Here is a 25,096-nt window from a genome sequence, read left to right on the forward strand (position 1 = left end):
GGATCTAACGCCGCTGATCACCCGTTTGTGCCCGGCCGGCGGGCGGGCGGCGGCGGCGGACGAGCGTGGATGCCCAGGCCATCGTCTGGCCCATGGCCAGCACCGGCGGACGCTGGCGGACGCCCGCCGACAGAGCACTGCCGATCTCATGATCGGCGGGTCGGCCGGTCTCGGTGGCCGGACACTTGCCAGTTACGGCACATGTGTCCATTATCACGCGTGTGACGTTCAGCCTGCCGCCGGCGGTTCCCGTGCGGGACCGCCGGTCGCGCCGGTCGCGTTCCGCGCTGCTCCGGGCGGCGGTTGACCTGGTGGGAGAGCGCGGCACGGCGGCCGTGCCAATCTCCGATCTCGCGGACGCGGCGGACGTGAGCCGGCAGGTGCTGTACCAGCATTTCGGCGACCGTGACGCGCTCCTTCTCGAGGCCGCGCTGGATCTTGCTCGACGGGACCTGATGCCGGGGCTGGGGGATCCGGCCGCCGCGGTCCCCGGCCGTGCCCGGTCGCTGGCGGTGGCCAGCCACTTCGCGGAGCACCGCGGGTTCTACCGGGCGCTGATGACGGGCTCGACCGCGTTCGCCCTGGGCAAGGTGCTGACGGGCCTCCTCGTGCCTTTCAACCGGCAGCTCTTCCAGGAGGCGTTGGGCGGGACACTCGACGCGCGGACGATGGATGATCTCGCGACGGGTCTCGCCGGCGGTGGGCACGCTCTCGTCTGCGCCTGGCTGATCGGCGGTGAGGATCCTCTCGACCCGGAGGAGTTCGCCGACCGGATCACGCGGATGGTGACCTTCCTCGTCAACGCGCTTCTCACGGTGCACGCCCCCAGCCGCGAGCCGGGCGTTCTCGCATCCGGCCAACCACGGGAGAGGACCATCCGATGACCGCAGGCAGGACCGACGCGTCCCGGCGCTCCGGCGAGCCCGAAGTACGTACCGCTCGCGGGAGGGTACGCGGCCGTTGGGAGGACGGGTTAGCCGTCTTCCGCGGCATCCCGTTCGCGCGGCCACCCGTCGGCGACGAGCGGTTTGCGGCACCAGTCCCAGCGCACGCATGGGAAGGGGCGCGGGAGGCGTTTGTCTTCGGCCCGCCGCCTCCGCAGGACGCGGGGATTCCCGGGAGAAGCGGTGCCGTGGACACGTCGGCGGGCGAGGACTGGCTGACAGTCAACGTCTGGTCGCCGGACCCGGATCCGGCGGCCCGCCGCCCGGTACTGGTGTGGATCTATGGTGGGGCGTTCAAGCTCGGTCAGGCGGGAAGCCCCGGCTACGACGCCAGCCACATCGCCCAGGAGGGCGATGTCGTCGTGGTCTCCTTCAACTATCGCGTGGGCTTCGAAGGGTTCGCGCGGATCGCCGGGGCACCGGCCAACCGCGGGCTGCTCGACCAGGTGTCAGCGCTGGAATGGGTGCGCGACAGCATCACGGCATTCGGCGGTGACCCTGACCGGGTCACGGTGTTCGGTGAGTCGGCGGGCGCCGGGTCCATCGCCGCCCTGCTGGCGATGCCACGGTCCGACGGCCTGTTTCAGCGGGCGATCCTGCAGAGCCCGTCCGGCGTCTTCTTCTCCGACGCGCTGGGCATCGACATCGCCGCCGCGATCGCGACGGAGGCGGGACGGCGAGCGACCATCGAGGATCTTTCCGCCGTGGACCCCTACAGGCTGGTGGACGCGGGCGCCGTGGTGACGACCAAGATGCGCGAGCGCGAGGACCGGTGGGGAGCGGTCGCCCACACCGTCACGCCCTACGCCCCGGTCGTCGACGGCGACGTGCTGCCCACCGCACCGTGGCAGGCGCTGCGGGCCGGCGCGGCGCGGGAGGTCGCTCTGATCATCGGGCACAACCGCGACGAGTATCGGCTGTTCACCGTTCTCGGCGGGCAGCGTGGCCGTATCGAGGACGAGGACGCCTCACTGGCGCTACGCACCTTTGGCCCGCAGCCCGACGGCGAGCGCGCATATCGCGCGGCCTTCCCGGAGGCATCGGCCGAGAACCTGCACGAGCTCGTCCAGTCGGACTGGCTGTTCCGCATGCCCGCTCTCCACCTCGCCGACGCGCAGACCGCCGCCGGCGGCCGTGCCCACCTCTACGAACTGGCCTGGGCCGCGCCAGGCAGCGGGGGTGCCCTGGGCGCCTGCCACGGCCTCGACGGCCCGCTGGTGTTCGGCACCTTCGACGCACACCTCGGCCCGCTGCTCCTCGGTCCCGAGCCGTCCGATGAAGCCAGGACGCTCGCGGCCCGCATTCGTGGCGCCTGGACCGCCTTCGCCACCACCGGCGACCCGGGCTGGCCCACCTACGACCCCGAGCGACGACTCACGCAGATCTTCGACGCCAATCCGACCGTCACCGCCTACCCGGAGGAAACCTCCCGGCGGCTGTGGCGGAACCACATCTTCGCCACGCTCCCCTTGCGCGCGTCCTAATGCGTGGCGGACCGCGCGGCCCCGCACCCGCGGATGACCACCTGCCGGACCACCTCGACCCCGGCCAGTAGACCCGGGAATCCGTCGCCGGCGTTCCAGCCTGACGACCTATGGTCCCGGCCTGCATGACCGCTGCGCCGCTTTGACGGGGCGGCGTGTTTTTTGTATCCGCGCAGCGCCCATCAGCAAAGGCAGGGGAACCATGATGCTCATCAATGGACCGACCGGTCAGCCGACATCTGGACGGCCGCGCTCGACCGCCGCGGCCGAGCCGGCGGCCGCCCGCCCCGGGGGCCGCTTACGGTTACGGCTCGCCGGCATCACCGTCCTCGCCGCGGGCCTGGCCTTCATGTCGGCCTGCGGTGGCGGCTCCGACGACGCGGGGGCCCCCGCGACGCCGACGGCAAATGGCTCCGCGGGTGCCGCGGACCCCCTCGGTCCGGTCGACAAGGCGACCGGCGCGCCCGTCAAGATCGGTCTGATCGGGGAGGGCGCCACCCCGGTACTGGACGCACGGCCCGCGGACCAGGTGGCCGAGGCGACCGTCAAGTACCTCAACGAGCACAAGGCCGGGATCGGCGGCCGGCCCATCGAGCTGACGATCTGCGAGACCCAGGGCGACCCGTCCAAGGCCGCCGACTGCGGCAACCAGATGATCGAGAAGGGTGTCGTCGCCGTCCTCATCGGCACGTCCGGTGTCGTCGATGACGCCTGGAAGCCGCTGGGCGAGGCGAAGATCCCCGTCATGCTCTACGGTTCGAGTGACCCGGCGCTGCTGTCGAGCCAGACGACGTTCTCGCTGGGCAACCCGACCTTCCCCGTGATCGACCTGCCGATCCAGGTCGCGAAGGACGAGGGCAACAAGAAGGTCACCGCCATCGTGATCGACGTCCCGGCCGCGCTCCACTCCGCGCAGGAGGTCGCGCCGCCGCTGTTCGCGAAGGCCGGCATCGGCTACGACCTGATCCGCGTGGCGCCGGGCACCGCTGACATGACGCCCCAGATGCAGCAGGTCGTCTCGAACGGCTCGGACGAGGTCTTCATCATCGGGAACGACTCGTTCTGCATCAGCGCCATGAACGGCCTCAAGGCCGTCGGCTTCACCGGCACGATCAGCGCCATCTCCCAGTGCGTCACCGACGCGACCCGCAAGTCGGTCCCGGGAGCCACGCTGAAGGGCATGGTTGTCAGCGCCACGGCGCCGGTCGGCCCGGACAGCCCGTCGATGCGCCTTTACCAGAAGGTCGTCGACACCTACGGCACGGACATCGACACCAGCGTCCAGGACAGCATGATCGCGTTCATGCTGACGGCCGGCCTCCAGACGGCGCTCGACGGCATCTCCGGGGACATCACGCCGGCGACCGTCACCTCGACGATCAAGGCGATGAAGGAGACCGAGCTGCCCGGCGGCGCCGGACTGAAGTTCCGCTGCAACGGCAAGGCGGACCCGGCCAACCCGGCCGTCTGCGTCCTCGGCGGCCTGACCACCACCCTCGACGACAAGGGCCAGCCCGCCGCGTACAAGGTCCTCGGCAACACCCCGATCGCGGACTGACAGCGGCTGTGCCCAGAGGCGCGCGACGAGGCCCCGTCCTCGTCGCGCGCCACCAGGCCCGTCCCGTTCGTCGCCGTGGGCGCGGCTCTGCTCGCCGCTGTGGGCGCCGGCTGCTCCCGCGCTCGCCCGGGGGCGGTGTCGCGGCCTACGTCACGATCCGGGTGACTCCGTCATGACGGAGTCCGCCGAGCCTTCTCGTGGGTCCGTGCCACTCGCCTGTCCCGCGCCCGCGCGCAGGTCGGCCTCGAGGCCGGAGAGCAGGCATTCGATGGTGTACCGGTAGAGCGTGGCGCGGCTGGCGTCCGGATCCTGCGCCCAGGACCGCAGCCAGGGCTGCATCGTGGCCCAGCCCGCGCCGGCGCCCGGCGGCGCGGCCATGGTCTGGAGAGTGGTCGCGGCGGCGGCACGACCGTGCCCGGCGAGAGCGCGGTCGTCGTCGAGGGCGACGAGCAGGATGGCGCTGTTGAGCAGCGTGGCGTAGGCGAGCGGCGCACGGTCGCCGAACCCCGCGGCGGCAAGCAGACCGATGCCCCGATCCATGATCGGTAGGGCGGACGGGACGGTGGCACCGTCCCGGCACAGCCGGCGGGCGACCCCGACGTAGCGGCCGACGATGCCCCGGCTGGGGTAGAGGAACGCGCGGAACCAGTCCTGCCAGCCGAGGTCGGCGGGCGGGTTCGGCATCATCGCCACGACCCGCTCCACGACGGCGTCCAGAATCGCCTCCCGGTCGCCGACGTGGTAGGCGATCGTGTTCGGCCAGACCTCGAGGGCGTGGGCGAGGTCGCGGATGCTCCAGCCGTCCAGGCCGCGCTCCCGGGTCAGTTCCAGCGCGGCGTCGATCACCCGGTCCGGGGTGAGCCTGACCCTGGTACCGACGTCCGTTCCTCGACCGCGCTCCGCCACAGATGTCACGTTCCCACACCCGGCCGAGGCCGGACCCGAGACCGGCCGCGGGGGCCGGCCGATGGACCGACCGTCGGCACCGACTGCTGGAGACCGGCCGCGGGGAGACCGACCGCCGGGCCGGTCGGTCCCGGCCGTCGGCTCGGTTGTGGCGACGGCTCAGTCCCCGCCGGTGGCCGCTCCGGCGGCGACACGGGTGCCGAGGTGCCAACCCGCCGCGCGCTGGCGTTGCCGCCAGAACGCGGCGTAGCGGCCGTCGTTCGCCAGCAGCTCGGCGTGGGTGCCGCGCTCGGCGATGCGGCCGCCGTCCAGGACGAGGATCTGGTCGGCGTGGGCGACGGTGGTGAGCCGGTGGGCGACGACGAACACCGTGCGGGCCAGCGTGAGGGCGGCCAACGCGGAGGTGATCGCGGCCTCGTTCTCCGGGTCGACGGCGGCGGTGGCCTCGTCGAGCAGCACGATCGGGGCGTCCTTGAGCAGGGCGCGGGCGATCGAGACCCGCTGGCGCTCCCCTCCGGACAGCGAGGCGCCGCCCTCGCCGACCTGGGTCTCCCAGCCGTCCGGCAGCCGGTCGACGATCTCGTCGACGCGGGCGAGCCGGGCCGCCTCGCGCAGCTCGGCGTCGGTGGCGTCGGGGCGGGCCAGCCGGATGTTGTCGGCGATGCTGCCCTCGAAGAGGTAGACGTCCTGGAAGACCGGCGCGACCAGGGCGCCGCGCTGCTCCGCGGTCAGCGCCCGCAGGTCGACGCCGCCGACGCCGATGCCGCCGGCGTCGACGTCGAGGAAGCGGGCGAGCAGCCACAGCAGGGTGGTCTTGCCGGCCCCGGACGATCCCACGATGGCCGTCGTGGTGCCGGCCTCGGCGGTGAAGCTGATCCCGGACAGGACCGGGCGGTCGTGGTCATACCCGAAGCTGACGTCGTCGACATCGACGCGGTGCCCGTCGACCGGGGTGGGGCGGTCGGGCTCGGGCAGGGGAGCGGTCGCCAGGACCTCGTCGATGCGGGTGAGGCTTGCCCTGGCCGCGCGCAGCGTGGCGCCGTACTCGGCCGCGGCGGCCAGCGGCTCGGCGAACCGGGCCAGCAGCACCAGCAGGGCGACCAGCTCGGCCGTCCGGTCGCTGTCACGTAGGGCGAGGGCCGTGCCGAGCAGGATGAGCGCGGTGAACACGAGCTGGACGGTGAGGGCGTTCGCGCCAAGCGCTGGCAGGGTGCGGCCGAGCTGGCGGCGACCGGCGGCGTGCTGCGCGCGCAGCGCGTCGTCGAGCTGGGCGTAGCCGTCGCCGGACCGCCCGGCGCCGCGCAGCACCGGCTGCAGGCGGGCGAACTCGACGACGCGGTCGGCGGCCTCGACGCCGGTGGCGTGCAGCTGCTCGTCGACGCTGGCGGCGCGCCGCGCGGCCCACGAGAACACCGCGAACACCAGCGGGACGGCGGCCAGCGCGCCCAGCCCGAGCCGCCAGTCGAGGATCAGGACGCCGGCGACGACGGTGAGCGGGGTGACCGCGGCCGAGACGATCGGCTGGAACATGTGCGCGGGCAGTCCCATGATGTCGACGATGCCCTTGCAGGTCAGCTGCCCGATGGCGCCGACGCGGTTGCCGCTGAACCAGCCGATCGGCAGGTCGGTCAGGTGGTCGCCCAGCCGGTGGTGCAGGGTGCGCGCGAGCAGGTGCCCGAGCCGGAACCCCAGCTGCTGCTGGACGTAGGACGCCAGCCAGCCGACCACCACCACCGAGGCGAGCACCGCGAACCAGCGCGCGGCGCCGCCGGTGTCGCCGCGTAGCAGGTCGCGCAGCACCGGCACCAGCAGCACGTAGGCCACGCCCTGCAGCACGTTGTAGAGGACGAGGGCGGCGAGGTAGCGCAGGTAGTCGCCGCGGTGCTCGGAACCGAGCACCCTGCCCAGCTGCCGGATCACCGCGCCACCTCCGTGTCGGTCCTGTCCGTGTCGGTCCTGTCCGTGTCGGTCCTGCCGCCGTCGTTCGGCGTGTCCGTCGTCGTGGTGCCTGTCGTCTGGGCCGCCCACAGCTGGGCGTAGCGGCCGCCGGCCGCGACCAGCTCCGGGTGCCGGCCGCGCTCGACGACCCGTCCCGTGTCGAGGACCAGGATCTGGTCGGCGGCGGTGATGCTGGCCAGGCGGTGCGCGATCACCAGCACCGTGCGCCCGGCGGCCACGGCGGACAGCGCGTCCTGGATCGCGGCCTCCGACTCCGGGTCCGCCCACGAGGTCGCCTCGTCGAGGACGAGGACGGGGGTGTCGGCCACCAGGGCACGGGCGATCGTGACCCGCTGTGCCTCGCCGCCCGAGAGATGGGCGTCCTCGCCTATCACCGAGTCGTAGCCGCGGGGCAGCACGCTGATCACGTCGTGGACCTGGGCCGCGATGGCGGCCTCGACGACCCGTTCGCGGGTCGTTCCCGGCCGGGCCAGCGCGATGTTGTCGCGCACGCTGACCCGCAGCAGCCCGACGTCCTGCGTCACGAACCCGACCTGCCGGTACAGCCGCTCGGTGCCGACGTCCCGCACGTCCACGCCGCCCAGCAGGACGGCGCCGCGGTCCGGGTCGGCGAAGCGGGGCAGCAGGCTGGCCAGCGTCGACTTGCCCGCGCCGGACGGGCCGACGAGCGCCGTCACCGTGCCCGGCTCGAGCACCGCGTCGACGCCGTCGAGGACGCGGACGCGGTCGTCGTAACCGAACGACACGTCCCGCAGCTCGACCCGGTGTCCCGCCGGCTCGCGCGGCCGTTCCGGCTCGGTGACGACCGGGGTCGCCAACAGGGAGGCGATGGCGGTGGCGGCGCCGCGGGCAAGCTGCAGCGCCGTGGCGGAGTGCTCCAGGTTCAGCAGCGGCCCGGCGAGCCCGATGCCCAGAACGACGAAGGGCACCACGTCGGCGGGCGCGCACCAGCCGGCCTGGGTGAACCCGATGCCGGCACCGAGGATCACCAGCAGCATCGTCGGCCCGGAGACCGCGGCCATCGTGATCGCGAACGGCCGCAGCATGGGCTTCGTCCAGCCCTCGAAGGCGTCGGCGAACGCGTCTGTCTCGCGCAGGAACCGGGCGTGCGCCCGCCGCGCCTGCCCGAAGGCCTTCACCACGGCGATGCCGCGTACGAACTCCACCGCGGCGGCGTTGATCCGCCCGAGCGCCGCGACGTAGGTGGCCATCTGCTCGCCGTAGCCCTTCGTCATCCGCCCGTAGGAGAACGCGAAGAACACCAGCGGCACCAGCGTGACCAGCGCGAGCCGCCAGTCCGCCCAGAACAGGTAGCCGAGCACCACCAGCGGCGTGACGGCGGCGCCGACGAAGTCGTTCGCGGCGTGGGCCACGAGCGTGTGCAGGGCCGACACCTGGTCCTGCACCGCCGTCTTCACGACGCCGCTGGAGCGCTGGTCGAACCAGCCCAGCTGGGCCCGTCCCAGCCGTCGCGCCAGGCGCGTGCGCAGGTCGAACGTCAGGTCGTTGTCGGCGTGGTGGCTGATCGCCCCGGCCGCGCCGACCAGCGCGAAGCGCGCCACGAACGCGGCGACCGCCACGAGCACGATCGTCCACGCCCGGCCGTGGTCGACCGGGGCGCGCAGCAGGGTGCTGGCCAGCTCGCCGATGCACACGTACGGAACGACCGCCGCCACGGAGCCGGCGGCCTGGCACACCGCCGCGACGACCAGCCGCCCGCGTACCGGTCCGAGCAGGGTGCCCAGAGCCGCGGGCGGAGGGTCCTGCCCGCCGGACGGTGTCGACGGCCCTGTCGGGGCCTCGGTCTCGGCGGCCGCGTCGGCGTCGGCGTCGGCCCGCCCGGCGGCAGCGGCCCGCGGCCCGGCCGTCGCCGGTGGCGTCTCGGCCATCGGTTTCCCCCTTCGTCTCGCGGGTGCCCGGGTGAACGCCCGCCCTTGTCGATCAACAAGTTTCAGGTTAGGTTAGCCTAACTGGACGCTGTCCAATAGACCTGAGACCGGTTTTCTTCCGCCGCACTCCGCCCGAAGAGAGGCGCCATGTCCATCTCGGAGCCACCCGACACCGCCGTGGCGAGCCAGCACGCCGTTGAGCCCGAGTCCGGGCCCGGCGCCAGCGAGGCCGCGCCCGCGCCCGTACCCGCGCGGGCCGGGCTCGTGCTCGCGGTCGTCTGCCTCTGTCAGCTGATGGTGGTGCTCGACATCTCGGTGGTGAACGTCGCGCTGCCGTCCATCCGCGCCGACCTGGGGTTCAGTGAGAGCGGCCTGCAATGGGTGGTGAACGCCTACACGCTCACCTTCGGCGGGCTGCTGCTGCTCGGCGGCCGGCTCGCCGACCTGGCCGGCCAGCGCCGCGCGGCCGTCGCCGGGCTGGGCCTGTTCGGGATCACGTCACTGCTCGGCGGGCTCGCCCAGAACCCGGGGGAACTGATCGCGGCGCGGGCCGCGCAGGGTGTGGCCGGCGCGGTGCTGCTGCCGGTCAGCCTCACCGTCATCACCACCACCTTCGCCGAGGGGGCGGCGCGGCACCGGGCGCTCGCGGTCTGGGGCGCCGTGGCGGGCGCCGGCAGCGCGGTCGGCGTCCTGCTGGGCGGCGTGCTCACCGAGTACCTGAACTGGCGGTGGGTCCTGTTCGTCAACGTCCCGATCGCCGCGGTCGCCATCCCGCTCGCCGCGACCTGCATCGGCAACCTGCGCACGGCCCGTCGGCCCCGCCTGGACGTCGCCGGCGCGGTGCTGGCCACGGCCGCGATGGTGGTGCTGGTCTACGGGGTGGTGCGCACAGACACCTACGCGTGGGGCTCGTCGCGGACGCTCGGCACGCTCGGGGTCGCGGCGGTGCTCGCGGTGGCGTTCGTGCTCGTCGAGCGTCGGGTCGCCGCGCCGCTGGTCCGGTTGGGGATCCTGCGGACCCGGTCGCTGTCGGTGGCCTGTGTCGTCATCTTTCTCGTCGCCTGCGGCCAGTTCGGCGCGTTCTACTTCGCCTCGCTGTACCTGCAGGGCGTGCTCGAATACAGCCCGCTGCGGACGGGGCTGGCGTTCGTGCCCTTCGCCCTGGGCGTGATCGCCGGCACGATCGTGGCCGGGCGCCTGATGTCCCGGGTCGGTCCGCGCCCGCTGCTGGTCAGCGGGCTGGCGCTGGGCGCGGTCGGGATGGGCTGGTTCGGCTGGGTCAGCCCGGACGGCAGCTTCGCCGCGGACCTGCTCGGCCCCTCCCTGGTCACCTCGGTGGGCCTCGGGCTGTGCATGGTCACTAACACGGCCGCCGGCACCACCGGCGTCGCGCGCGAGGAGGCCGGGCTGGCCTCGGGCCTGCTGAACGCGGCCCGGCAGTGCGGGGGAAGCATCGGCCTGGCGGTGCTCGTCACCGTCGCGGCCACCGTCACCCGCCACCAGGCCGACCCGGCCAGCCCGGCCGCCGTCACCACCGGCTACGACCGCGCCTTCCTCATCGCCGGCATCCTCATCGGCGTCGCCGCGCTGGCCGCCTTCACGCTACTGCCGTCCCGCCCCCGCGACCGGGCCGCCGGCGACCAGCCGGTCAGCGCCCAGGCGTCGGCCTAGACGCCGAGGCGCCTGCCGGTGTCCGTCCCCCCGGGCGGACACCAGCAAGCGCCGGTGGACCATGCGTGCCGCGCCTCACCAGCCGAGGGAGGTCGCCGGGCAAGGCCCGTCAGGCTGTGGGGACGGCCGCCGCCACGGGCGCGGTCCGAGGCCGCAGGGTGGCGAGCCCGGCGGCGGCCAGGCCGAGTCCGATGACCGTCTCCGTGCCGGAAAGCGGAAGCGCGGGGCACAGGCCGACGACGACCAGTGCCCAGCCGGCCCAGCGAGCGAGGACCTTCGCGCGCAGGGTGGCGATCCCGAGTAGTAGGAAGGCCAGGTTGCTGACCCAGGCCAGCAGGAAGCCGAGCCCGAGCCGGCCACCTGCGTTGCCGTCGAGGATCGCGGGCGCCTGCTCGGCGATGGAGGGCGCGATGAACAGATCAGCGAACACGATGCCACCGTTGAGGACGAGGGCGGCCATCGTCAGCGCGACGGCGACGAGGCCGAAGGCCCGGAGCCGGTCAGCCTGTCGCGCGTAGAGCGCGACGACGCCCCAGGTGAGGAGCACGATCCCGAGCAGGCGCAGCGCGGCGGTCAGCGCGAAGGCGCCGGTCGTGACCTCCTGGGAAAACTCGTTCGAGGCGTAGTCGGGCGGCAGAAGGTGGAGAAACGCGCCGATCGCGAGCAATACGCCGCCGACGATCGTGGCCCACGAGCCGGCGCGGGCGAACAGTTCCATGATGTGACTACCTTTCGACGCGTGCGGGTGGGCTGGAGCAGCCGGATGGCCGGGTGTGGCCCAGGCCGGTCGGTCATCGCGAAGCCGGCGCTCGGCCGGCCGAAACCCCCGGCCGGTCGAAAACTCAGGACGGTTGAAATCCCTGGCCGGTCGAAAACCTGGCCGGATTCGGCGGACCACGCGCCGCCTGGGTTGGCCAGGCGACACCGTGCACGCTAGGAAAGGATTGGTTCGCCGTCGTCAGCATCAAGGCGGGTCTTGTGCGCCCGGGCGGGGGAGGCGGGGTCTGCCGCAAGGCAGACGTCCTGCCTGGTCGATCTCGCTAAGGTGCGGGTATGCGGGGAGCCTGGGTCGTTCGAACCGTCCGCCGTTTCGTGCGGGCGCCCGCGGCGGACGTCGTCCTGGCCGCCGCGGTGGCCGGCAATGGCCTGTTCGACGCGCTCAAGGGACCAGACTGGCCGCCGGACGCGTCCCGTCCGGCAATCGCGGTCCTGGCGCTGATCTCGGCCGCATGTCTGGCCTTGCGACGGCGCCGGCCGCTGCTGGCATTTACCGGGATCATGGCCCCGTTGACGGCCATCCTCGTGGTCTTCGGCCATTACGAGAATGGCTGGTCGCTGCTTGTCGCGCTCGTCGCGGCCTATTCGGTCGGGGTGCACGGCACGAATCCGCCGTATGCCGGCGCCGTCATGGTGTGCTTCGCCGCCGCGATGGGCCTGCGTCAGCCTTCCGGCGACGCGTACCCGGACATGGTGTTTACCGCGGTGGCGCTTGGACTGCCGTTTGCCGTCGGGCTGACCGTCCGGGCGCTGCGCGGGCGCGGCCGCCTGCTGGAACAGCGGGCGCAGGCGCTGGAACGGGAGCAGGAGCAGCGTGCTGCCACGGCGGTCGCCGCGGAACGCCGCCGGATCGCCCGCGAGCTGCACGACATCATCTCCCACAGCCTGGGCATCGTGGTGCTCCAGGCCGGCGTCGTCGAGCAGGTCCTCGAACGTGATCCCGCCAAGGCACGGGCGGCACTGGCGTTGATTCGCGCTACCGGGCAGGAGGCGATCGGGGAGATGGGGACGCTCGTCGGCCTCATCCGCGACGACACGCGGGCCCCGCTGGACCCCCAGCCCACGCTGGCCGACCTCGACCGGCTGGTCGCGACCACCCGGGCGCTCGGGCTGCCGGTCCGGGTCGTGACCGAGGGGCCGCCCGACAGGCTGCCCGCCGCGGTCGAGCTGTCGGCGTACCGGGTCGTTCAGGAGAGCCTGACCAACGCGCTCAAGCACGCCGGGAAAGCCCAGGTGGACGTCGTGTTGCGATATCGGCCGCACGACCTGGAGGTCGAGGTCTCCGACGACGGCGCCGACGGCCGGCAGGGCACGGGCGGCAGGCACGGCCTCACCGGGCTGAAGGAACGGGTGGCGGTCTTCGGCGGGCGGTTCGAGGCCGGCCGCGGCGAGTCCGGGGGCTGGACGGTGCGAGCGTCGTTCCCCACCGCCCGATGACCCGGGTGCTTCTCGTCGACGACCAGGCCGTCGTCCGTACCGGCCTGCGTACGATTCTGGAATGCCATGACGACATCGAGGTCGTCGGCGAGGCGGCCGACGGTCGGGAAGCCATCACGCTGACCGCCGCGCTCGATCCCGACGTCGTCATCATGGACATCCGGATGCCGGTCCTGGACGGCATCGAAACGACCCGCCGGCTGGTCCGCGCCGGAGCCCGCGGCAGGATCGTCATGCTCACCACCTACGGGCTCGACGAATATGTGTACGCGGCGCTGCGCGCCGGAGCCGCCGGTTTCCTGCTCAAGACCGACCCGCCGATCCGGCTGGTGGAAGCGGTCCGGGTCGTGGCCGGCGGCGACGCGCTGCTCGGGCCGGAGACCACCCGTCGACTCATCGAACGTTTTCTCTCCGGCCCCCCACCCGACGCGCAGGTCCCGCCCGAGCTGGCGACGCTGACCGGCCGCGAGCGGGAAGTTCTCGGACTGGTCGCCCGAGGGCTGTCCAACCAGGAGATAGCAGGAACGCTGTACATCGGCGAGGGCACCGTCAAGACACACGTCGCCCGCGTCCTGGCCAAGCTGCGGCTGCGAGACCGCGTGCAGGCCGTCGTCTACGTATACGAATGTGGCCTCATCCGGCCCGGCCAGGCCGCGAATCCCGCCGACGATTCCTGACCTCGTGAACGCGTCTGGCGACCCGCGCCGGGCCTGGACGCGTCATGGGGCGACCCGGGCTGGGCCTGGCCGCCATCCGGCTGTCCGCGGGCGGGCGGGCGCGGTGGGACGGGCGGAGCGGGCCGTCCGGATGGCTGAGCCAGGTCGCCCACGCGGTCCCGCCGAGGAGATGGCCAACCAGGATGCGGAACGGCCACCATCCGGGGACGTGCATTGCGTTACTTCCAGTACGCCTGCGCCTTGACGGAGTGCTTCGGCAGCGCGTGCTGGCCGCGGATTGTCTGCGTGATCGATCGTGTGGTCAGGCCGTCGCAGCCGATCCACGCGAAGGCGTCGGGTGGACAGGTGATCTGTTCGGCGGCCTCGCGCAGGAGCTGGCCGTCGTTGATCCGTTCGAGCCAGGTGACGGTGGCCGTGTCGCTCGCACGCACCGGGATGTCCTTGTCGGATTCGTGTTGCCACTCCAGCCAGACTCGGGCCGGCGTGTCGCCGATCGCGTCGAGCAGTGAGTTGATTGCCGGCAGCGACGCGGTGTCGCCGAAGATGATGAACTCCGACGGGAGCGGATCAGGGAGTCTGAACTTCGAGCCCATCACGGTCGCCTCGATCTCGGTACCGGGCTGGGCCTGTCGCGCCCATCGGGCCGCGGGTCCCTCGTGGATCGCGAACTCGATGTCGAAGGTGTCGTTGTCGGCGTCCGGGTCCACCAGCGTGTAACCGCGCTGTTGCAGGGCCCCGGTGTCGTCTGCGAACCACAGGCGGATCCACTGCGTGGGATGGATGGGGTGATCGGCGAGCAGGCCGCCACCGGTGAAGCCCAGCCGGAGGTAGGAGTCGGTGATCTGCCGGCTGGAGGTCACCGTGAGCCGGTAGTCGCTACCACCGAACGCCTTGAGGACCAGACCGTTGAAGCCTTTGCTCATGGCGCTTAGGGTAACCTGACCTAACTTGCGTCTGGAAGATGTGGGGGTTGCCCCAACTCGTGCCCCGAACGCCGGGGTTGCCGGGCGGTCCGTTCGCGGGGACGGCGGCAGCAGGAAGCATCGCGCCGAACACGAGAGCACCGGGCGGGACCAGCGTCGAGCCCTCGCGACGACGACGGACTGAACGGCCTCGCCGGCGTTCCTCGGCGAGGCCGGGCCCACGATGCCAGACCTACGGCGGCGAAGACCCCCGACGCTCGTCGGCGCGACGCCGACGACCAGGCGAACGTCGGTCCCGAGCAGGCGGGCGAGCGGGCAAGTTAGGTTAGGTTAAGCTAATTTTGGGTTGAGTGTCGATGGATGGGGCCGCGTGCCGTCCCGTCCTGCTGCTCCAGGAGCCGTCCTCGCGGCCGCCCGGCTGACGCGTGACGCGACCGCCCCGCTTCGCGGGGATCCGCCACGGCGAGACGGCACGTGACACGGTCAGGGCACTGGCCGAGAAATGGGGGGCTGGTGATGGCGCGGAGTTCGCTGAGCGCCGAGGTCGAAGCCGGGGCGCGGCCTCGGACTGCGTCGGCGGCGGTGCGGCCGTCCTCCGGCGGATGGGCGCTGTCGCCGCCGTCCGCGAATCCGCCGCCGGACCGGGCGGCCCTCAAGCAACAGGCCCGACGGGACAAGGCGGCGGCCAAGCAGCTGCTGGCGCCGGTCAGCCGTTCGATCTCCCTGGCTGGACTGCTGGTCGCCGTGGCGGCGGTCTGCGCGGTGGTGCCCCTCGTCCTGATCGTCGAGGCGTGTCGGCGGCTCTCGCGGGAGCCGGTGGACACCGGCACGGTGACCGGTCTGGTGGTCGCGGCCTTTCTCGTCCTGGCGTTTCGTGGGCTACTGCAGGTGATCGGACTGGTCTGGGCGCACCAGATCGACGCGGGCTTCCAGCTGTCGCTGCGCCGGCAGTTGGCCGCCAAGCTTTCCCGGGTGCCCCTGGGGTGGTTCACCGAACGCAGTTCCGTGCGGGTCAAGCGGCTGCTGGCCGACGACGTCGAGGCGCTGCACTATCTCATCGCCCATGCGCGCCTCGAGTACGTGAACGCGACGGTGACGCCCCTGGTCACCGTCGTCTACCTGTTCGTCGTCGACTGGAAGCTGACCCTGGTTCTCCTGGTCCCGGTGATCGCCTACCTGTTCGCGCTGAACGCCATGATGAGTCCGGCCCACAACGCGCGCCTGGGCCTGTTCAACCGCGGTGAACAGGCCGTGGAGGTCACCACGGTCGAGTTCGTCGACGGCATCTCGGTGGTCCGTGCCTTCGGCCAGACCCGCAAGGCGCACAAGGGCTTTCAGGATGCCGTCGACCGGTACGCCGATGCGCTGAGCGCCTGGAAGCTGCCGATGACCCGCATCCAGTCTTCGGCGGACATCCTGCTGGCGCCGGTGTTCCTGACCCTTGTGGTCACGGCCGCGGCGGTCGGGATGGCCGCTGCCGGCTGGGTCGAGCCGATGGATCTGGTTCCGTTCCTGCTCGTCGGCGTCGGGCTCGGCGCGAGCCTGCTCGGGTTGGCGTATGGCGCCCAGGCGCTACGTGAAGGGGCCTCCGCGGCGACCCGCCTACGCGAGCTGCAGCGCCTGCCCGAACTCGCCACGCCGGTGGAGCGTGACGAGGATGGGCGCGAAGCGGTGGCACCCGGTCCGGGGCATGTCCAGTTCCGCGACGTCGGTTTCGGATACCGGAAGGGCCAGCCGGTGCTGCGCGATGTGAACGTCGAGCTCGCCCCGGGTACCGTGACCGCCCTGGTCGGCCCGAGCGGGTCGGGCAAGTCCACCTTGGCGCGCCTGCTCGCCCGGTTCTACGACGTGACCGACGGCGCGATCCTGATCGACGGGCGCGACGTCCGGGAGCTGCCCCTGGAGGAGCTCTACCGCACTGTCGGGTTCGTCCTGCAGGAGGTGCACCTCATCCGCGGCACGGTGGCCGACAACCTTCGACTGGCACGGCCTGCTGCCACACCGGCCGAGCTCGAGGACGCGGCCCGCACCGCACAGATCCACGACCGCATCGTGGCGCTCCCCCGAGGGTACGACTCGGAGATCGGGGTGGACGCGATCCTCTCCGGTGGCGAGGCACAACGTCTGTCGGTCGCCCGCACGCTGCTCGCCGACAGCCGGGTGCTGGTACTGGACGAGGCCACTGCCTACGCCGACCCGGAGGCCGAGGCGGCCGTCCAGGATGCCCTCGCCTCGCTGATCGCCGACCGCACGGTGCTGGTGATCGCCCATCGGCTGCACACCATCACCGAGGTCGACCAGATCCTGGTCCTGTCCGACGGGCGGATCGTCGAACGCGGTGACCACACGACATTGCGACAGTCCGGCGGGCTGTACCAGCGGCTGTGGCAGGCGAACGAGGAGGCGATGGCGCTCCTCGCCGAGCGGGGCACGCACGAGGAGCTGGTCTGAGATGATCCGCAAGGCCATGGCCCTGGTGCCTGCTGACGCCCGCCGGCCGTTGCCGGCGTATCTGAGCGCGCTCGGCGTCTACAGCGTCGCCCAGGCCGCGGCGTACGTGGTGCTGGTCCCGCTGCTCGAGGGGTTCCTGGACCGCGATTGGGGCACGGCGTCGATCTGGCTGGCGGTGATGGCGGGCGCGGTCGCCATCGCCGCGATCGGTGCCTACCTGCAGTTCATGCAGGGCCTGCGCATCGGTGTCGGCATGCTGCGCGGTGTCTCCACCCGCCTCGGCGACCACCTGAGCACGCTTCCGCTGGGCTGGTTCACCGGTCGCGACTCCGCCGCCGTCGCGCGGGTCGTGGTGGGCGAGGTCCGCGAGGTCCTCGGCATCTTCGCCCACCTGCTCGCCGTTCTGATCACCAGCATCGCGGTCCCCCTGGGCATCGCGGTTGGACTGCTGTTCGTCGACTGGCGCCTCGGTGCGGCCATGCTCCTCGGGCTGCCGGTGATGGCCGTGGTCAATGCCCTCGCCGGGCGCTCCTACCGCGGCGCGGACGACCGGATGCATCGCGCCGCGGCCGAGGCCAACGCACGTGTGCTGGAGTTCGCCGTCGCCCAGTCGGCGCTTCGCGCGTTCGGCGCGGTCGGCAGCGGCACCCGCGCTCTGGACATCGCCCTGGTCAAGCAGCGACGCGCTTCGAAGGCGCTGACCGCGGCGGCCGTGCCGGGCCTTGTGGCCTTCACGCTGGTCGTGCAGCTGGTCTTCCTCATCCTGGTCTACCTGGTGGTCTCCTGGGCCACGGCGGGCGATGTCTCCGCGGCGTCGGCGATCGCGCTCATCGTGGTGACCGCGCGTTTCATCGATCCGCCGACCCACCTCGCCCACGTCGGGACCGCCGTCCGGGTCGCCTCCGCCGCGGTGGATCGAGTGCACGATCTGCTGGAAGCCGAGGAGCTCCGCGACCCGGAGATCGACGCGCGACCCGCGGACAACTCGATCACCTTCGACAACGTCGGGTTCGGCTACGAGCCGGGTACCCGGGTGGCCCGCGACCAGTCCTTCGTCGTTCCGGCCGGCACGACGACAGCCATCGTGGGGCCCAGTGGCTCGGGCAAGACGACGATGCTCCGCCTGGCCGCCCGGTTCTACGACGTCGACACCGGGGTCATCCGGATCGGCGGTCAGGATGTGCGCGAGATGTCGTTGGAGACCCTCATGGCGCAGATCTCGCCGGTGTTCCAGGACGTCTACCTGTTCAACCAGACGATCGAGGACAACATCCGGATCGGCCGGCCGGACGCCACCGACGCCGAGGTCCGCGAGGCCGCGCGGATCGCCGCGGTAGACGAGATCGTCGAGCGGCTGCCCGACGGCTGGTCGACCGTGGTCGGTGAGCGCGGGGCGAACGTTTCGGGTGGCGAACGGCAACGGATCTCGATCGCGCGGGCGCTGCTCAAGAACGCCCCGATCGTGCTGCTCGACGAGGCGACCAGTGCGCTGGACCCGTACAACGAGGCAGTCGTGGTCCGTGGGATTCGAGAACTCATCGAGGGCAAGACCGTGGTGGTCGTCGCGCACAAACTGTCCACCGTCGCGCACGCCGACCAGATCCTGGTGGTCGAGGATGGCCAGATTGTCGACCGTGGCACCCACACCGAGCTCATCAGGCGCGAAGGGCGCTACGCACAGTTCTGTCGACAGCGAGACCGTGCACGGGGATGGCGGCTTGCGGCAGCGGGGTGAAACGACGCGACACGTGTTTTCGGCCGGCGGACGCAACGCTGCGGCCAGCCTGAGCTTCCCATCATGACCGAAATCTCCTGGTCGCGCATCGGCGCAGGCCGGGCCGTGTGAGCCGGATTTCCGATCATGGTCGGAAGGGGCGAGGTTACGCGCAAATACGGGGGCTCGGGCTAGCCTTCGCGAGAAAGTTAGGTTAGCCTCACCTTCGTAACGCTAGAGCTCGCCGGCACGGCCCGTGCCGCCGGCCGCCTCGCCAGAGAGATCTGGGTCAGCTATCCGGGGGGATTCCGGTGTCTCGGTTTCTGGGAGACGCGTCCCTGCGCGACGTTCTGGAAACAGCCGGACACCCACCTGCGGCAGTCAGCACACGGGCCAGCGAATACCAGACTCGATGAACGGCAATTTCGCAACGAACGACAAGGAGCCGGAATGTCCGATGCGTTGAGTCCGGAGATGGAGCAGATCCTGCGGATCGACCTGCAGGTGGACACCTCGCGCATCACCCGGGAGTCGCACCTTATCGACGAGGTCGGCCTCGACTCGGTCGCCTTCGCCGTGGGGATGGTAGCGATCGAGGACACGTTCGGCGTGGTGTTGTCCGAGGAGGAGATGCTGAACTGCGAGACGGTGGCCGACCTGGAGGACGCCGTCCTCGCGAAGCGAGTCTAAGCGTGGCGCAGGCGAGCGTGGCGCAGGCGAACGGCAATCTGGACGAGATCGCCAGGTCGAGTGATCTGGCCACGACGGTCAGCCGAGCGATGCGCGCCGGAGACGGGACGCTGTCGGTGCTCGACGCGGCGTCCGGCGCATGGGAAACCCGCCCGTGGCGAGAGGTCCATGCCCGCGCCGAACAGATCGCCACGCAGATCCTCACCGAGAGCGAAGGCCGCGAACCGAGCGCCGTCGGCCTGATCGGGGCCCCGACCGTGGATCTGATCGCGGCCATTCAGGGCGCCTGGTTGGCCGGGGTCGCGGTGTCCATTCTCCCCGGTCCGATCCGGGGCGCCGACGAGCAGCGTTGGGCCCAAAGCACCTACGCACGGTTCGTCGGCATCGGTGTGGGCACCGTGCTCGGTTCCGGCAAGCAGCTCACGCCGCTGTCGAAGGTCGACGGGCGGCTGCGGATCGCGCGGGTCGAACAGTACGGGCGAGACGCCGACATCACTGGCTTCGTCGGGCGTCACGTCGGTCCCGACGCCGCGGCCGTGCTGCAGGGCACCGCCGGCTCGACCGGCGAACCCAAGACGGCGGTCATGTCGGCCGCGGCCGTCCGCAGCAACATCGCGGAGCTGGTCGCGCGTCTCGAACTGCGTCCCACCCACGACGTCGAACTGAGCTGGCTGCCCATGTACCACGACATGGGGCTGATCGTCGTGATCGTCGCCATGGCCACCGGTACTCCACTGTGGATCGCGCCCAGTTCCGCCTTCGTGACGGCACCTTTCAAGTGGCTGCAGTGGCTCACCGAGTCCCGGGCCACCATCACCGCGGCGCCCAACTTCGCCTACGACATCGTGGGTAGGTACGGGCGCCGGGTCGAGAACGCCGACCTGTCGCACCTGCGATACGTGATCAGCGGTGGCGAACCGATTGACGCGGACGCGTTCGACGCCTTCCTCGACGTGGCGGCCAAGTTCGGGCTCGACCGCGACGCGGCCGCGCCGGCCTACGGCATGGCCGAATCGACATGCGCGGTCACCATGCCCGCGCCCGGCGAGGGCGCGCAGTACGACGAGGTGACCGTCACCTCACCCGAGGATGGTGGTCACCCCGTCCGCCGTCGATACGCGATACTCGGCGGGCCGCTGGGCGGGATGCAGGTCCGCATCGTCGAGGCGAATGGTGTCGACATCCCCCGGATCGACAATCGGGATGTAGGACACGTCGAGATCCGCGGCACGTCGATGATGACGGGCTATCTGGGGCACGCGCCGCTCGGCGACGGTGAATGGTTTCCCACCGGCGACCTTGGCTACCTCGTCGGCGACCGTCCGGTGATCTGTGGCCGGGCCAAGGAAATCGTCGTCGTCGCTGGTCGCAACCTGTTTCCCGTGGAGATCGAGCGGTGCGTGGCGAGTGTGCGCGGTGTCCGCGGCGGCCGTGTGGTGGCGGTGGCGCTTGACGGGGCGTCAGCCCGCCCCGGGTTGGTGATCGTAGCCGAGTTCCGCGGCGGCGACCCCGAGTCCGCCCGCCGCGAGGTGATCGCCGCGGTGGCCTCCGAGTGCGGTGTCGTCCCGGCCGACGTGGTGTTCGTGAGACCCAGTGCGCTGCCGCTGACCACCTCCGGCAAGCTGCGCCGCCTGGAGACCAGGAAACTACTCGAGTCGGGATGTTGGAATGACCGTTGACGCGTCGGTCGAAGGCTACCGGGACCTGCTGAAGTCCGTATTCGACGACCAGGTGCGAGAGTGGGTGGCCGAGGCGGAGGCCACCCGGCGGTTCCCGCGCCTGTTGCTGCGACGGATGGGGGCCGCCGGGGTCTTCGCCGAGAAATGGGGTGATCGCACCACTCCCGACCTCGCCAAGCTCAACGAGTTGTCCTACACACTCGGCCGGCTGGGATCGGCAGGGGTCAGTGTCGGCGTCAGCCTGCACGACTCGGCGATCTCGATCATGCGCCGCTTCGGCCGATCCGCGATGCTGAAGTCGGTGGCAGAACAGGCGATCCGCGGTGAAGCAGTGCTCTGCCTGGCCGCCTCCGAGTCGTCCGGTGGATCCGACCTGCAGATCGTCGAAACGGAGGTGTGCACCGAGGGTGACGGGTTGCGGGTGAAGGGCCGCAAGAAGTTCGTCTCGCTGTCACCACTCGCCGACTACATCCTGGTCGTCGCCCGCAGCGTGAACCATGATCCATCGAGCCGGCACGGCAGCGTCGCCCTCGTGCTGGTACCCACCGGCAAGGTCACCATCATGCCGCCCTACGCCACGGTGAGCGCCGGGCCGCTCGAGACGTCGGCCGTGGAGATCGACACCTGGGTGCCGGCCGACCATCTGATCGCTCGGGCCGGGACGGGCCTGGCAGTGGTGAGCTGGGGGCTGGCCCACGAGCGTCTTTCCGTCGCCGGGCAGGTCGCCGCATCCTGCGATCAGGTGCTGGGCATCACGCTGGCCAGAATGCAGGAGCGTACCCAGTTCGGCAAGAAGCTGATCGACCACCAGGCGTTGCGGCTGCGGGTGGCGGACCTGCAGGCGCGGGTGGACATGCTTCGGTACGCGCTGACCGGGATCGCCGCCGGCGGGCAGCTGGACCTCCGCACCGCGGCGGCGATGAAGGTGTCAGCGGCCCGCCTTGGCGAGGAGGTCATCGGTGAATGCATGCATATCTTCGGTGGCTCGGCGTTCCTCACCGACGAGACGCCGTTGGCGCGCTGGTGGCGTGACATGAAGCTCGCCCGCGTCGGCGGAGGCACCGACGAAGTCCTCTGGGAGCTCGTCGCGGCGGCGATGAAGCCGGACGTCGAGGGTTATCGGGCGTTCTCCGCCGCTATCAGCTGACGGCAACGGACAGCGTCCGGAACAAGCGGACGAACGGGCGCGTCCGCGCGGCCAGCACGCCGGCGTCCGTGGGCAGCTCGTGCGGCGTATACCAACCGTCACCGTCGGGCCGCCGACCGGCTCGACGATGCGCGGACCAGGACTTCCGCGCGGCGGACAACTTAGGTTAGGCTTCCCTTATTATCCGGTTGGGTAGGGGGTGGGGCATCGTGGCGGGGATCCGACAGGAGATCCGGCGCATCACTCGGGACGGATCCTCGCGGATCGCCTGTGTCGTCCGGGTCGAGTCGGTGGTCGCGCTGTCTCCCGGTTTCGCCAGGGTCACGGTCCACGGCGACGGTCTCGACGCGTACCGCGAGGTCATGGCCGCTGACGCGTTCAAGGCCATGCTTCCTCCGGACGGTCCCTCGACGGCCGACGACGTCGAATGGGACGCGTACGGCCTGCCTCGCTGGCGGTCCGCGGGCCGCGCACCGCAGTACCGGGCGTTCACCGTCCGTCGTTTTGACCCGGCGGCGCGCAGCCTCGAGTTCGACACCATGCTCCACGCCGGCGGGCTGGTCCGGTCCTGGCTGGACCGCGTTTGCCCGGGCGACGCCTTCGGCCTCGTCGGGATGCGGCGTGATTTCTACGCCGCGCAGGGGGTGACCCGCCATCTGATCGTCGCGGACTCGAGCGCGCTGCCCGCCGTGGCGGCCATCGTCGAGTCGCTGCCCCCGGATGTCGAGGCGTCGGTCTACCTCGCCGTCGACGATGAGGATGACGCGGCGCTCGTGCCCACGCGCGACAACGTCCGCGTCCGCGCCGTGTCCGGCGGTTCGCCCGCCGGCGCGGGCTCGCCGCTGGAGCAGACGGTGCGGCTGCACGAACGACCGGGTGGGCGGGTGCAGGCCTGGCTCGCGGCGGAGGCGGGCGTGGTCAGGGCACTGCGCCGATGGGCGCTGGGGGAACTCGCCGTCTCGGCGGACGACCTGCACGCCACCGCCTACTGGAAGGCCGGTCTGGACAGCGAGGCCCGTGACGGGGCCGACCTCGTCCGTTACCAGTCGGAGCTTGCCGCGGGTGCCGACCCGACCGACCCGGCCGTCCGCGAGCGCGTCGAGCTCGAGGTCTGAGCCGTCGGCGGCGAGGCGTGACCGAAAGCCGGGCCGGCACCGAGGCGCGCGGACGGGTAGGCGGACGGGTAGGTAGCCAGCCCAGAGGGTGGTTACTTTGGTTTGGTTAGGTTAACCTAAGGCACCTCGGACCGATATGGGAGGTGCGGTGAAAACTGGGTTCATCGGGCTCGGCACGATGGGGCGGCCCATGGCCAGGCGGCTGCTGGCCGCGGGGCATGAGCTGGCGTGCGCGTCCCGGTCTCCCGGGCCCGTGCGGGAACTCGCCGCTCTCGGGGCCGAGCCGCTGCCGACCGCCGCCGACGTCGTGGCGCGATCGGAGATCACCTTCCTGTGCCTGCCGGACGACGAGGCGGTACGCTCGGTCGTCGTCGAATGCCTGCCGGTCGTCCGCGGCCGCACGATCGTCGACCACTCGACCGTCGGCCCCGACACCGAGGCGCGACTGGGCGAGCTCGTCCGCAAGGGGGGCGGCCACTATCTCGACGCGCCGGTCTCGGGCGGTCCGCAGGGCGCCGAGGCGGGCACGCTCGCGGTCATGGTCGGCGGCGAGGCGGACGAGTTCGAGACCGTGCGACCGGTCATCGACGCCTACGCCGGCTACGTCGCGCTGGCGGGCGACGTCGGCGCCGGCCAGGTCGTCAAGCTCTGCAACCAGGTGCTGGTGTGCGCCCAGCTGCTCACGCTGGCCGAGTGCGCGGAGCTGGCCCAGCGCTCCGGTGTGGACCCCCAGGCGCTGCACGACGTGCTCGGCCACTCCACCGGCGACAGCTTCATCGCCCGCTCCCGCTTTCCAGTACCGGGGGTCGCGCCCCAGAGCCCGGCCTCCAACGACTGGCGGCCCGACTTCACCACCGCCCTGATGCACAAGGACATCGACCTCGCCTGGGCGCACGGCAACCGGATCGGTGCCCCGCCGCGCTCGGCGCTGCGCGTCCTGGACCTGCTCGCGGAGAACATCCGGTCCGGCAACGCCGGGCTCGACTTCTCCTCCTTCGCGGCGCTGGTGCCGGCCCGTCCCAGGCAGGAGACGTACTGATCGGCCGCTGACAGCGCCGATCGCCGGTGCCCACCGCACCACCGCTGACCATCTCTGACCTGCACGTCCCGGCGCGCCTGGAAACCGGCGCGGGGCGCACGCCCACGCCCTCAGGCGGCCTGCCCTGGCCCAGGTGGCCGGGACGGCGCCACGACACGGCCACCGCCCGGCCACCGACCATCCGCTCCCGTCACGGCTCCGGCCAGTGAGGCCGGCCGCGGCCACCGCCAGGTACCGATCCCGATGGAGGACATCAGACATGCCCGCCCAACCCGCGCCCGCCGATACGGCGACCGCCGAGTCCGGCGAGGACAACCTGCTGCCTCGGCTACGGGTTACAGGCCTCCCTCCCGAGGTCCTCGCGGTTCCCGCCCCGCCCCTGCCGGTGATGCCGGCCCCGTTCGTGGTGCGGCTCGCCGACCCCGAAGCCGATGCCGAGCTGGTGTCGGAGTGGATGAGCCGCGACCTGCTCATCCACACCTGGAACTCCGCCTGGCCGGCGGACCGCTGGCGGCGCTACCTGCGGGCGCAGCTGGACAGCGACTTCTCCCGGCCTCTGATGCTGAGCTACGAGGACACGACAGTCGGCTACCTGGAGCTGTACCGGGCCTCCCGCGACACGATCTCCACCTTCTACGACAGCGACCCGTGGGACCTGGGACTGCACGCCGCCGTCGTGATGCGCTCGGCCATGCCCGCCCGAGGCGTCGAACACGGGCTGCGCAGCCTCGTCGAGGGCGTCTTCCAAGCGGAGCCGCGGTGCCGCCGGGTCGTGTTCGAACCGGACCACCGCAACACCCCTGCCCGGCTGGTCTGCAAGGGGGCCGGCTGCCAGGAGCTCGGCCTGCACCACATGCCCCCCCGCACGATCGTGCTCTTCGCCTGGCCGCGCGACCAGAACGACGCGCCCCCCGCGTACCAGAGCCTCGAGTCATCCGCACCCGTCGACTGACCGGCGCGCGAGCCCGCCGGTACGCCGGCCCGCGGGGCCCTGCACCCGCCCACTGGCCGTCGGGCCGCGCTCTTCTTCGGCCAC

19 protein-coding genes are annotated in these 25,096 nt (G+C 71.6%); 14 read left to right on the forward strand and 5 right to left on the reverse strand.

The features are described from left to right. The first annotated feature begins 311 nt into the window (after nt 1-311). The 3 genes from BCD48_RS26460 (at nt 312) to BCD48_RS26470 (ending at nt 3,986) form a co-directional block, all read left to right on the forward strand. Entirely contained in the window at nt 312-884 is a 573-nt protein-coding gene (locus BCD48_RS26460) for a TetR/AcrR family transcriptional regulator (protein ID WP_241842002.1), read from the forward strand. Then, entirely contained in the window at nt 881-2,428 is a 1,548-nt protein-coding gene (locus tag BCD48_RS26465; protein WP_071051086.1) for a carboxylesterase/lipase family protein, read from the forward strand. The genes BCD48_RS26460 and BCD48_RS26465 overlap by 4 nt, the downstream gene beginning before the upstream one ends. 202 nt (nt 2,429-2,630) lie before the next feature. Then, on the forward strand, nt 2,631-3,986 hold the full coding sequence (locus tag BCD48_RS26470; protein ID WP_071051087.1) for an ABC transporter substrate-binding protein: 1,356 nt from the start codon (nt 2,631-2,633) through the stop codon (nt 3,984-3,986). 150 nt (nt 3,987-4,136) lie between these two features. On the opposite strand, the gene BCD48_RS26475 is transcribed toward BCD48_RS26470, so the two are convergent. The 3 genes from BCD48_RS26475 to BCD48_RS26485 all read right to left on the reverse strand — a co-directional run bounded on the left by BCD48_RS26475 (nt 4,137) and on the right by BCD48_RS26485 (nt 8,740). Next, a complete protein-coding gene (locus BCD48_RS26475) occupies nt 4,137-4,892 on the reverse strand; it encodes a TetR family transcriptional regulator (RefSeq protein ID WP_083419228.1) in 756 nt (251 codons plus the stop codon). Between the two features lie 159 nt (nt 4,893-5,051). Then, nucleotides 5,052-6,812, reverse strand: a complete 1,761-nt coding sequence (locus BCD48_RS26480) for an ABC transporter ATP-binding protein (RefSeq protein WP_071051088.1) — start codon at nt 6,810-6,812, stop codon at nt 5,052-5,054. Further along, the gene (locus BCD48_RS26485) at nt 6,809-8,740 is read right to left on the reverse strand and encodes an ABC transporter ATP-binding protein (protein WP_083419229.1); all 1,932 of its coding nucleotides are present in this window, start codon (nt 8,738-8,740) and stop codon (nt 6,809-6,811) included. The genes BCD48_RS26480 and BCD48_RS26485 overlap by 4 nt, the downstream gene beginning before the upstream one ends. 147 nt (nt 8,741-8,887) lie before the next feature. Here BCD48_RS26485 and BCD48_RS26490 point away from each other — a divergent pair, with 147 nt between their 5' ends. Beyond that, on the forward strand, nt 8,888-10,411 hold the full coding sequence (locus BCD48_RS26490; RefSeq protein ID WP_083419230.1) for an MFS transporter: 1,524 nt from the start codon (nt 8,888-8,890) through the stop codon (nt 10,409-10,411). Between the two features lie 109 nt (nt 10,412-10,520). On the opposite strand, the gene BCD48_RS26495 is transcribed toward BCD48_RS26490, so the two are convergent. Beyond that, nucleotides 10,521-11,129, reverse strand: coding sequence for a hypothetical protein (locus tag BCD48_RS26495; protein ID WP_071051089.1), 609 nt, complete (start codon nt 11,127-11,129; stop codon nt 10,521-10,523). 335 nt (nt 11,130-11,464) lie between these two features. Between BCD48_RS26495 and BCD48_RS26500 the strand changes: the two genes are divergently transcribed. Together BCD48_RS26500 and BCD48_RS26505 are read left to right on the forward strand one after the other, a co-directional pair. Beyond that, on the forward strand, nt 11,465-12,625 hold the full coding sequence (locus BCD48_RS26500; protein ID WP_071051090.1) for a sensor histidine kinase: 1,161 nt from the start codon (nt 11,465-11,467) through the stop codon (nt 12,623-12,625). After that, entirely contained in the window at nt 12,622-13,302 is a 681-nt protein-coding gene (locus BCD48_RS26505) for a response regulator (RefSeq protein ID WP_071051091.1), read from the forward strand. The genes BCD48_RS26500 and BCD48_RS26505 overlap by 4 nt, the downstream gene beginning before the upstream one ends. Before the next feature lie 218 nt (nt 13,303-13,520). Here the strand turns inward: BCD48_RS26505 and BCD48_RS26510 are convergent, their stop codons facing one another. Further along, the gene (locus BCD48_RS26510; RefSeq protein WP_071051092.1) at nt 13,521-14,225 is read right to left on the reverse strand and encodes a siderophore-interacting protein; all 705 of its coding nucleotides are present in this window, start codon (nt 14,223-14,225) and stop codon (nt 13,521-13,523) included. A 516-nt stretch (nt 14,226-14,741) separates the two neighbouring features. Between BCD48_RS26510 and BCD48_RS26515 the strand changes: the two genes are divergently transcribed. From BCD48_RS26515 to BCD48_RS26550, 8 genes are all read left to right on the forward strand, one after another. Next, a complete protein-coding gene (locus tag BCD48_RS26515) occupies nt 14,742-16,676 on the forward strand; it encodes an ABC transporter ATP-binding protein (RefSeq protein WP_083419231.1) in 1,935 nt (644 codons plus the stop codon). Between the two features lies 1 nt (nt 16,677). Continuing rightward, on the forward strand, nt 16,678-18,411 hold the full coding sequence (locus BCD48_RS26520) for an ABC transporter ATP-binding protein (protein ID WP_071051093.1): 1,734 nt from the start codon (nt 16,678-16,680) through the stop codon (nt 18,409-18,411). 429 nt (nt 18,412-18,840) lie between these two features. Next, complete coding sequence (locus BCD48_RS26525; RefSeq protein ID WP_071051094.1) at nt 18,841-19,080, forward strand: acyl carrier protein; 240 nt, start codon at nt 18,841-18,843, stop codon at nt 19,078-19,080. Nucleotides 19,081-19,082: 2 nt separating this feature from the next. Continuing rightward, the gene (gene mbtM, locus BCD48_RS26530) at nt 19,083-20,759 is read left to right on the forward strand and encodes a long-chain-fatty acid--ACP ligase MbtM (RefSeq protein WP_241842003.1); all 1,677 of its coding nucleotides are present in this window, start codon (nt 19,083-19,085) and stop codon (nt 20,757-20,759) included. After that, nucleotides 20,749-21,906, forward strand: a complete 1,158-nt coding sequence (locus tag BCD48_RS26535) for an acyl-CoA dehydrogenase family protein (RefSeq protein ID WP_071051095.1) — start codon at nt 20,749-20,751, stop codon at nt 21,904-21,906. The genes mbtM and BCD48_RS26535 overlap by 11 nt, the downstream gene beginning before the upstream one ends. 209 nt (nt 21,907-22,115) lie before the next feature. Continuing rightward, nucleotides 22,116-23,021 carry a siderophore-interacting protein gene (locus BCD48_RS26540; RefSeq protein ID WP_071051096.1) on the forward strand — a complete coding sequence of 302 codons (906 nt, stop codon included), beginning with the start codon at nt 22,116-22,118 and terminating at the stop codon, nt 23,019-23,021. 148 nt (nt 23,022-23,169) lie between these two features. Continuing rightward, the gene (locus BCD48_RS26545; protein ID WP_071051097.1) at nt 23,170-24,060 is read left to right on the forward strand and encodes an NAD(P)-dependent oxidoreductase; all 891 of its coding nucleotides are present in this window, start codon (nt 23,170-23,172) and stop codon (nt 24,058-24,060) included. Between the two features lie 259 nt (nt 24,061-24,319). After that, nucleotides 24,320-25,012: a GNAT family N-acetyltransferase gene (locus BCD48_RS26550; protein WP_071051098.1), complete on the forward strand. Its 693-nt coding sequence runs from the start codon at nt 24,320-24,322 to the stop codon at nt 25,010-25,012. Nucleotides 25,013-25,096: the final 84 nt, after the last annotated feature.

Origin of the sequence: Pseudofrankia coriaricola (assembly GCF_001854805.1) — a bacterium.
Lineage (GTDB): Bacteria > Actinomycetota > Actinomycetes > Frankiales > Frankiaceae > Pseudofrankia.

Bases quoted from the DNA above. Each gene is read 5' to 3' on its own strand.
- BCD48_RS26465 (WP_071051086.1), top strand. From the start codon at position 881: ATGACCGCAGGCAGGACCGACGCGTCCCGGCGCTCCGGCGAGCCCGAA.
- BCD48_RS26470 (WP_071051087.1), top strand. From the start codon at position 2,631: ATGATGCTCATCAATGGACCGACCGGTCAGCCGACATCTGGACGGCCG.
- BCD48_RS26485 (WP_083419229.1), bottom strand. From the start codon at position 8,740: ATGGCCGAGACGCCACCGGCGACGGCCGGGCCGCGGGCCGCTGCCGCC.
- BCD48_RS26490 (WP_083419230.1), top strand. From the start codon at position 8,888: ATGTCCATCTCGGAGCCACCCGACACCGCCGTGGCGAGCCAGCACGCC.
- BCD48_RS26495 (WP_071051089.1), bottom strand. From the start codon at position 11,129: ATGGAACTGTTCGCCCGCGCCGGCTCGTGGGCCACGATCGTCGGCGGC.
- BCD48_RS26500 (WP_071051090.1), top strand. From the start codon at position 11,465: ATGCGGGGAGCCTGGGTCGTTCGAACCGTCCGCCGTTTCGTGCGGGCG.
- BCD48_RS26505 (WP_071051091.1), top strand. From the start codon at position 12,622: ATGACCCGGGTGCTTCTCGTCGACGACCAGGCCGTCGTCCGTACCGGC.
- BCD48_RS26510 (WP_071051092.1), bottom strand. From the start codon at position 14,225: ATGAGCAAAGGCTTCAACGGTCTGGTCCTCAAGGCGTTCGGTGGTAGC.
- BCD48_RS26515 (WP_083419231.1), top strand. From the start codon at position 14,742: ATGGCGCGGAGTTCGCTGAGCGCCGAGGTCGAAGCCGGGGCGCGGCCT.
- BCD48_RS26520 (WP_071051093.1), top strand. From the start codon at position 16,678: ATGATCCGCAAGGCCATGGCCCTGGTGCCTGCTGACGCCCGCCGGCCG.
- BCD48_RS26525 (WP_071051094.1), top strand. From the start codon at position 18,841: ATGTCCGATGCGTTGAGTCCGGAGATGGAGCAGATCCTGCGGATCGAC.
- BCD48_RS26535 (WP_071051095.1), top strand. From the start codon at position 20,749: ATGACCGTTGACGCGTCGGTCGAAGGCTACCGGGACCTGCTGAAGTCC.
- BCD48_RS26550 (WP_071051098.1), top strand. From the start codon at position 24,320: ATGCCCGCCCAACCCGCGCCCGCCGATACGGCGACCGCCGAGTCCGGC.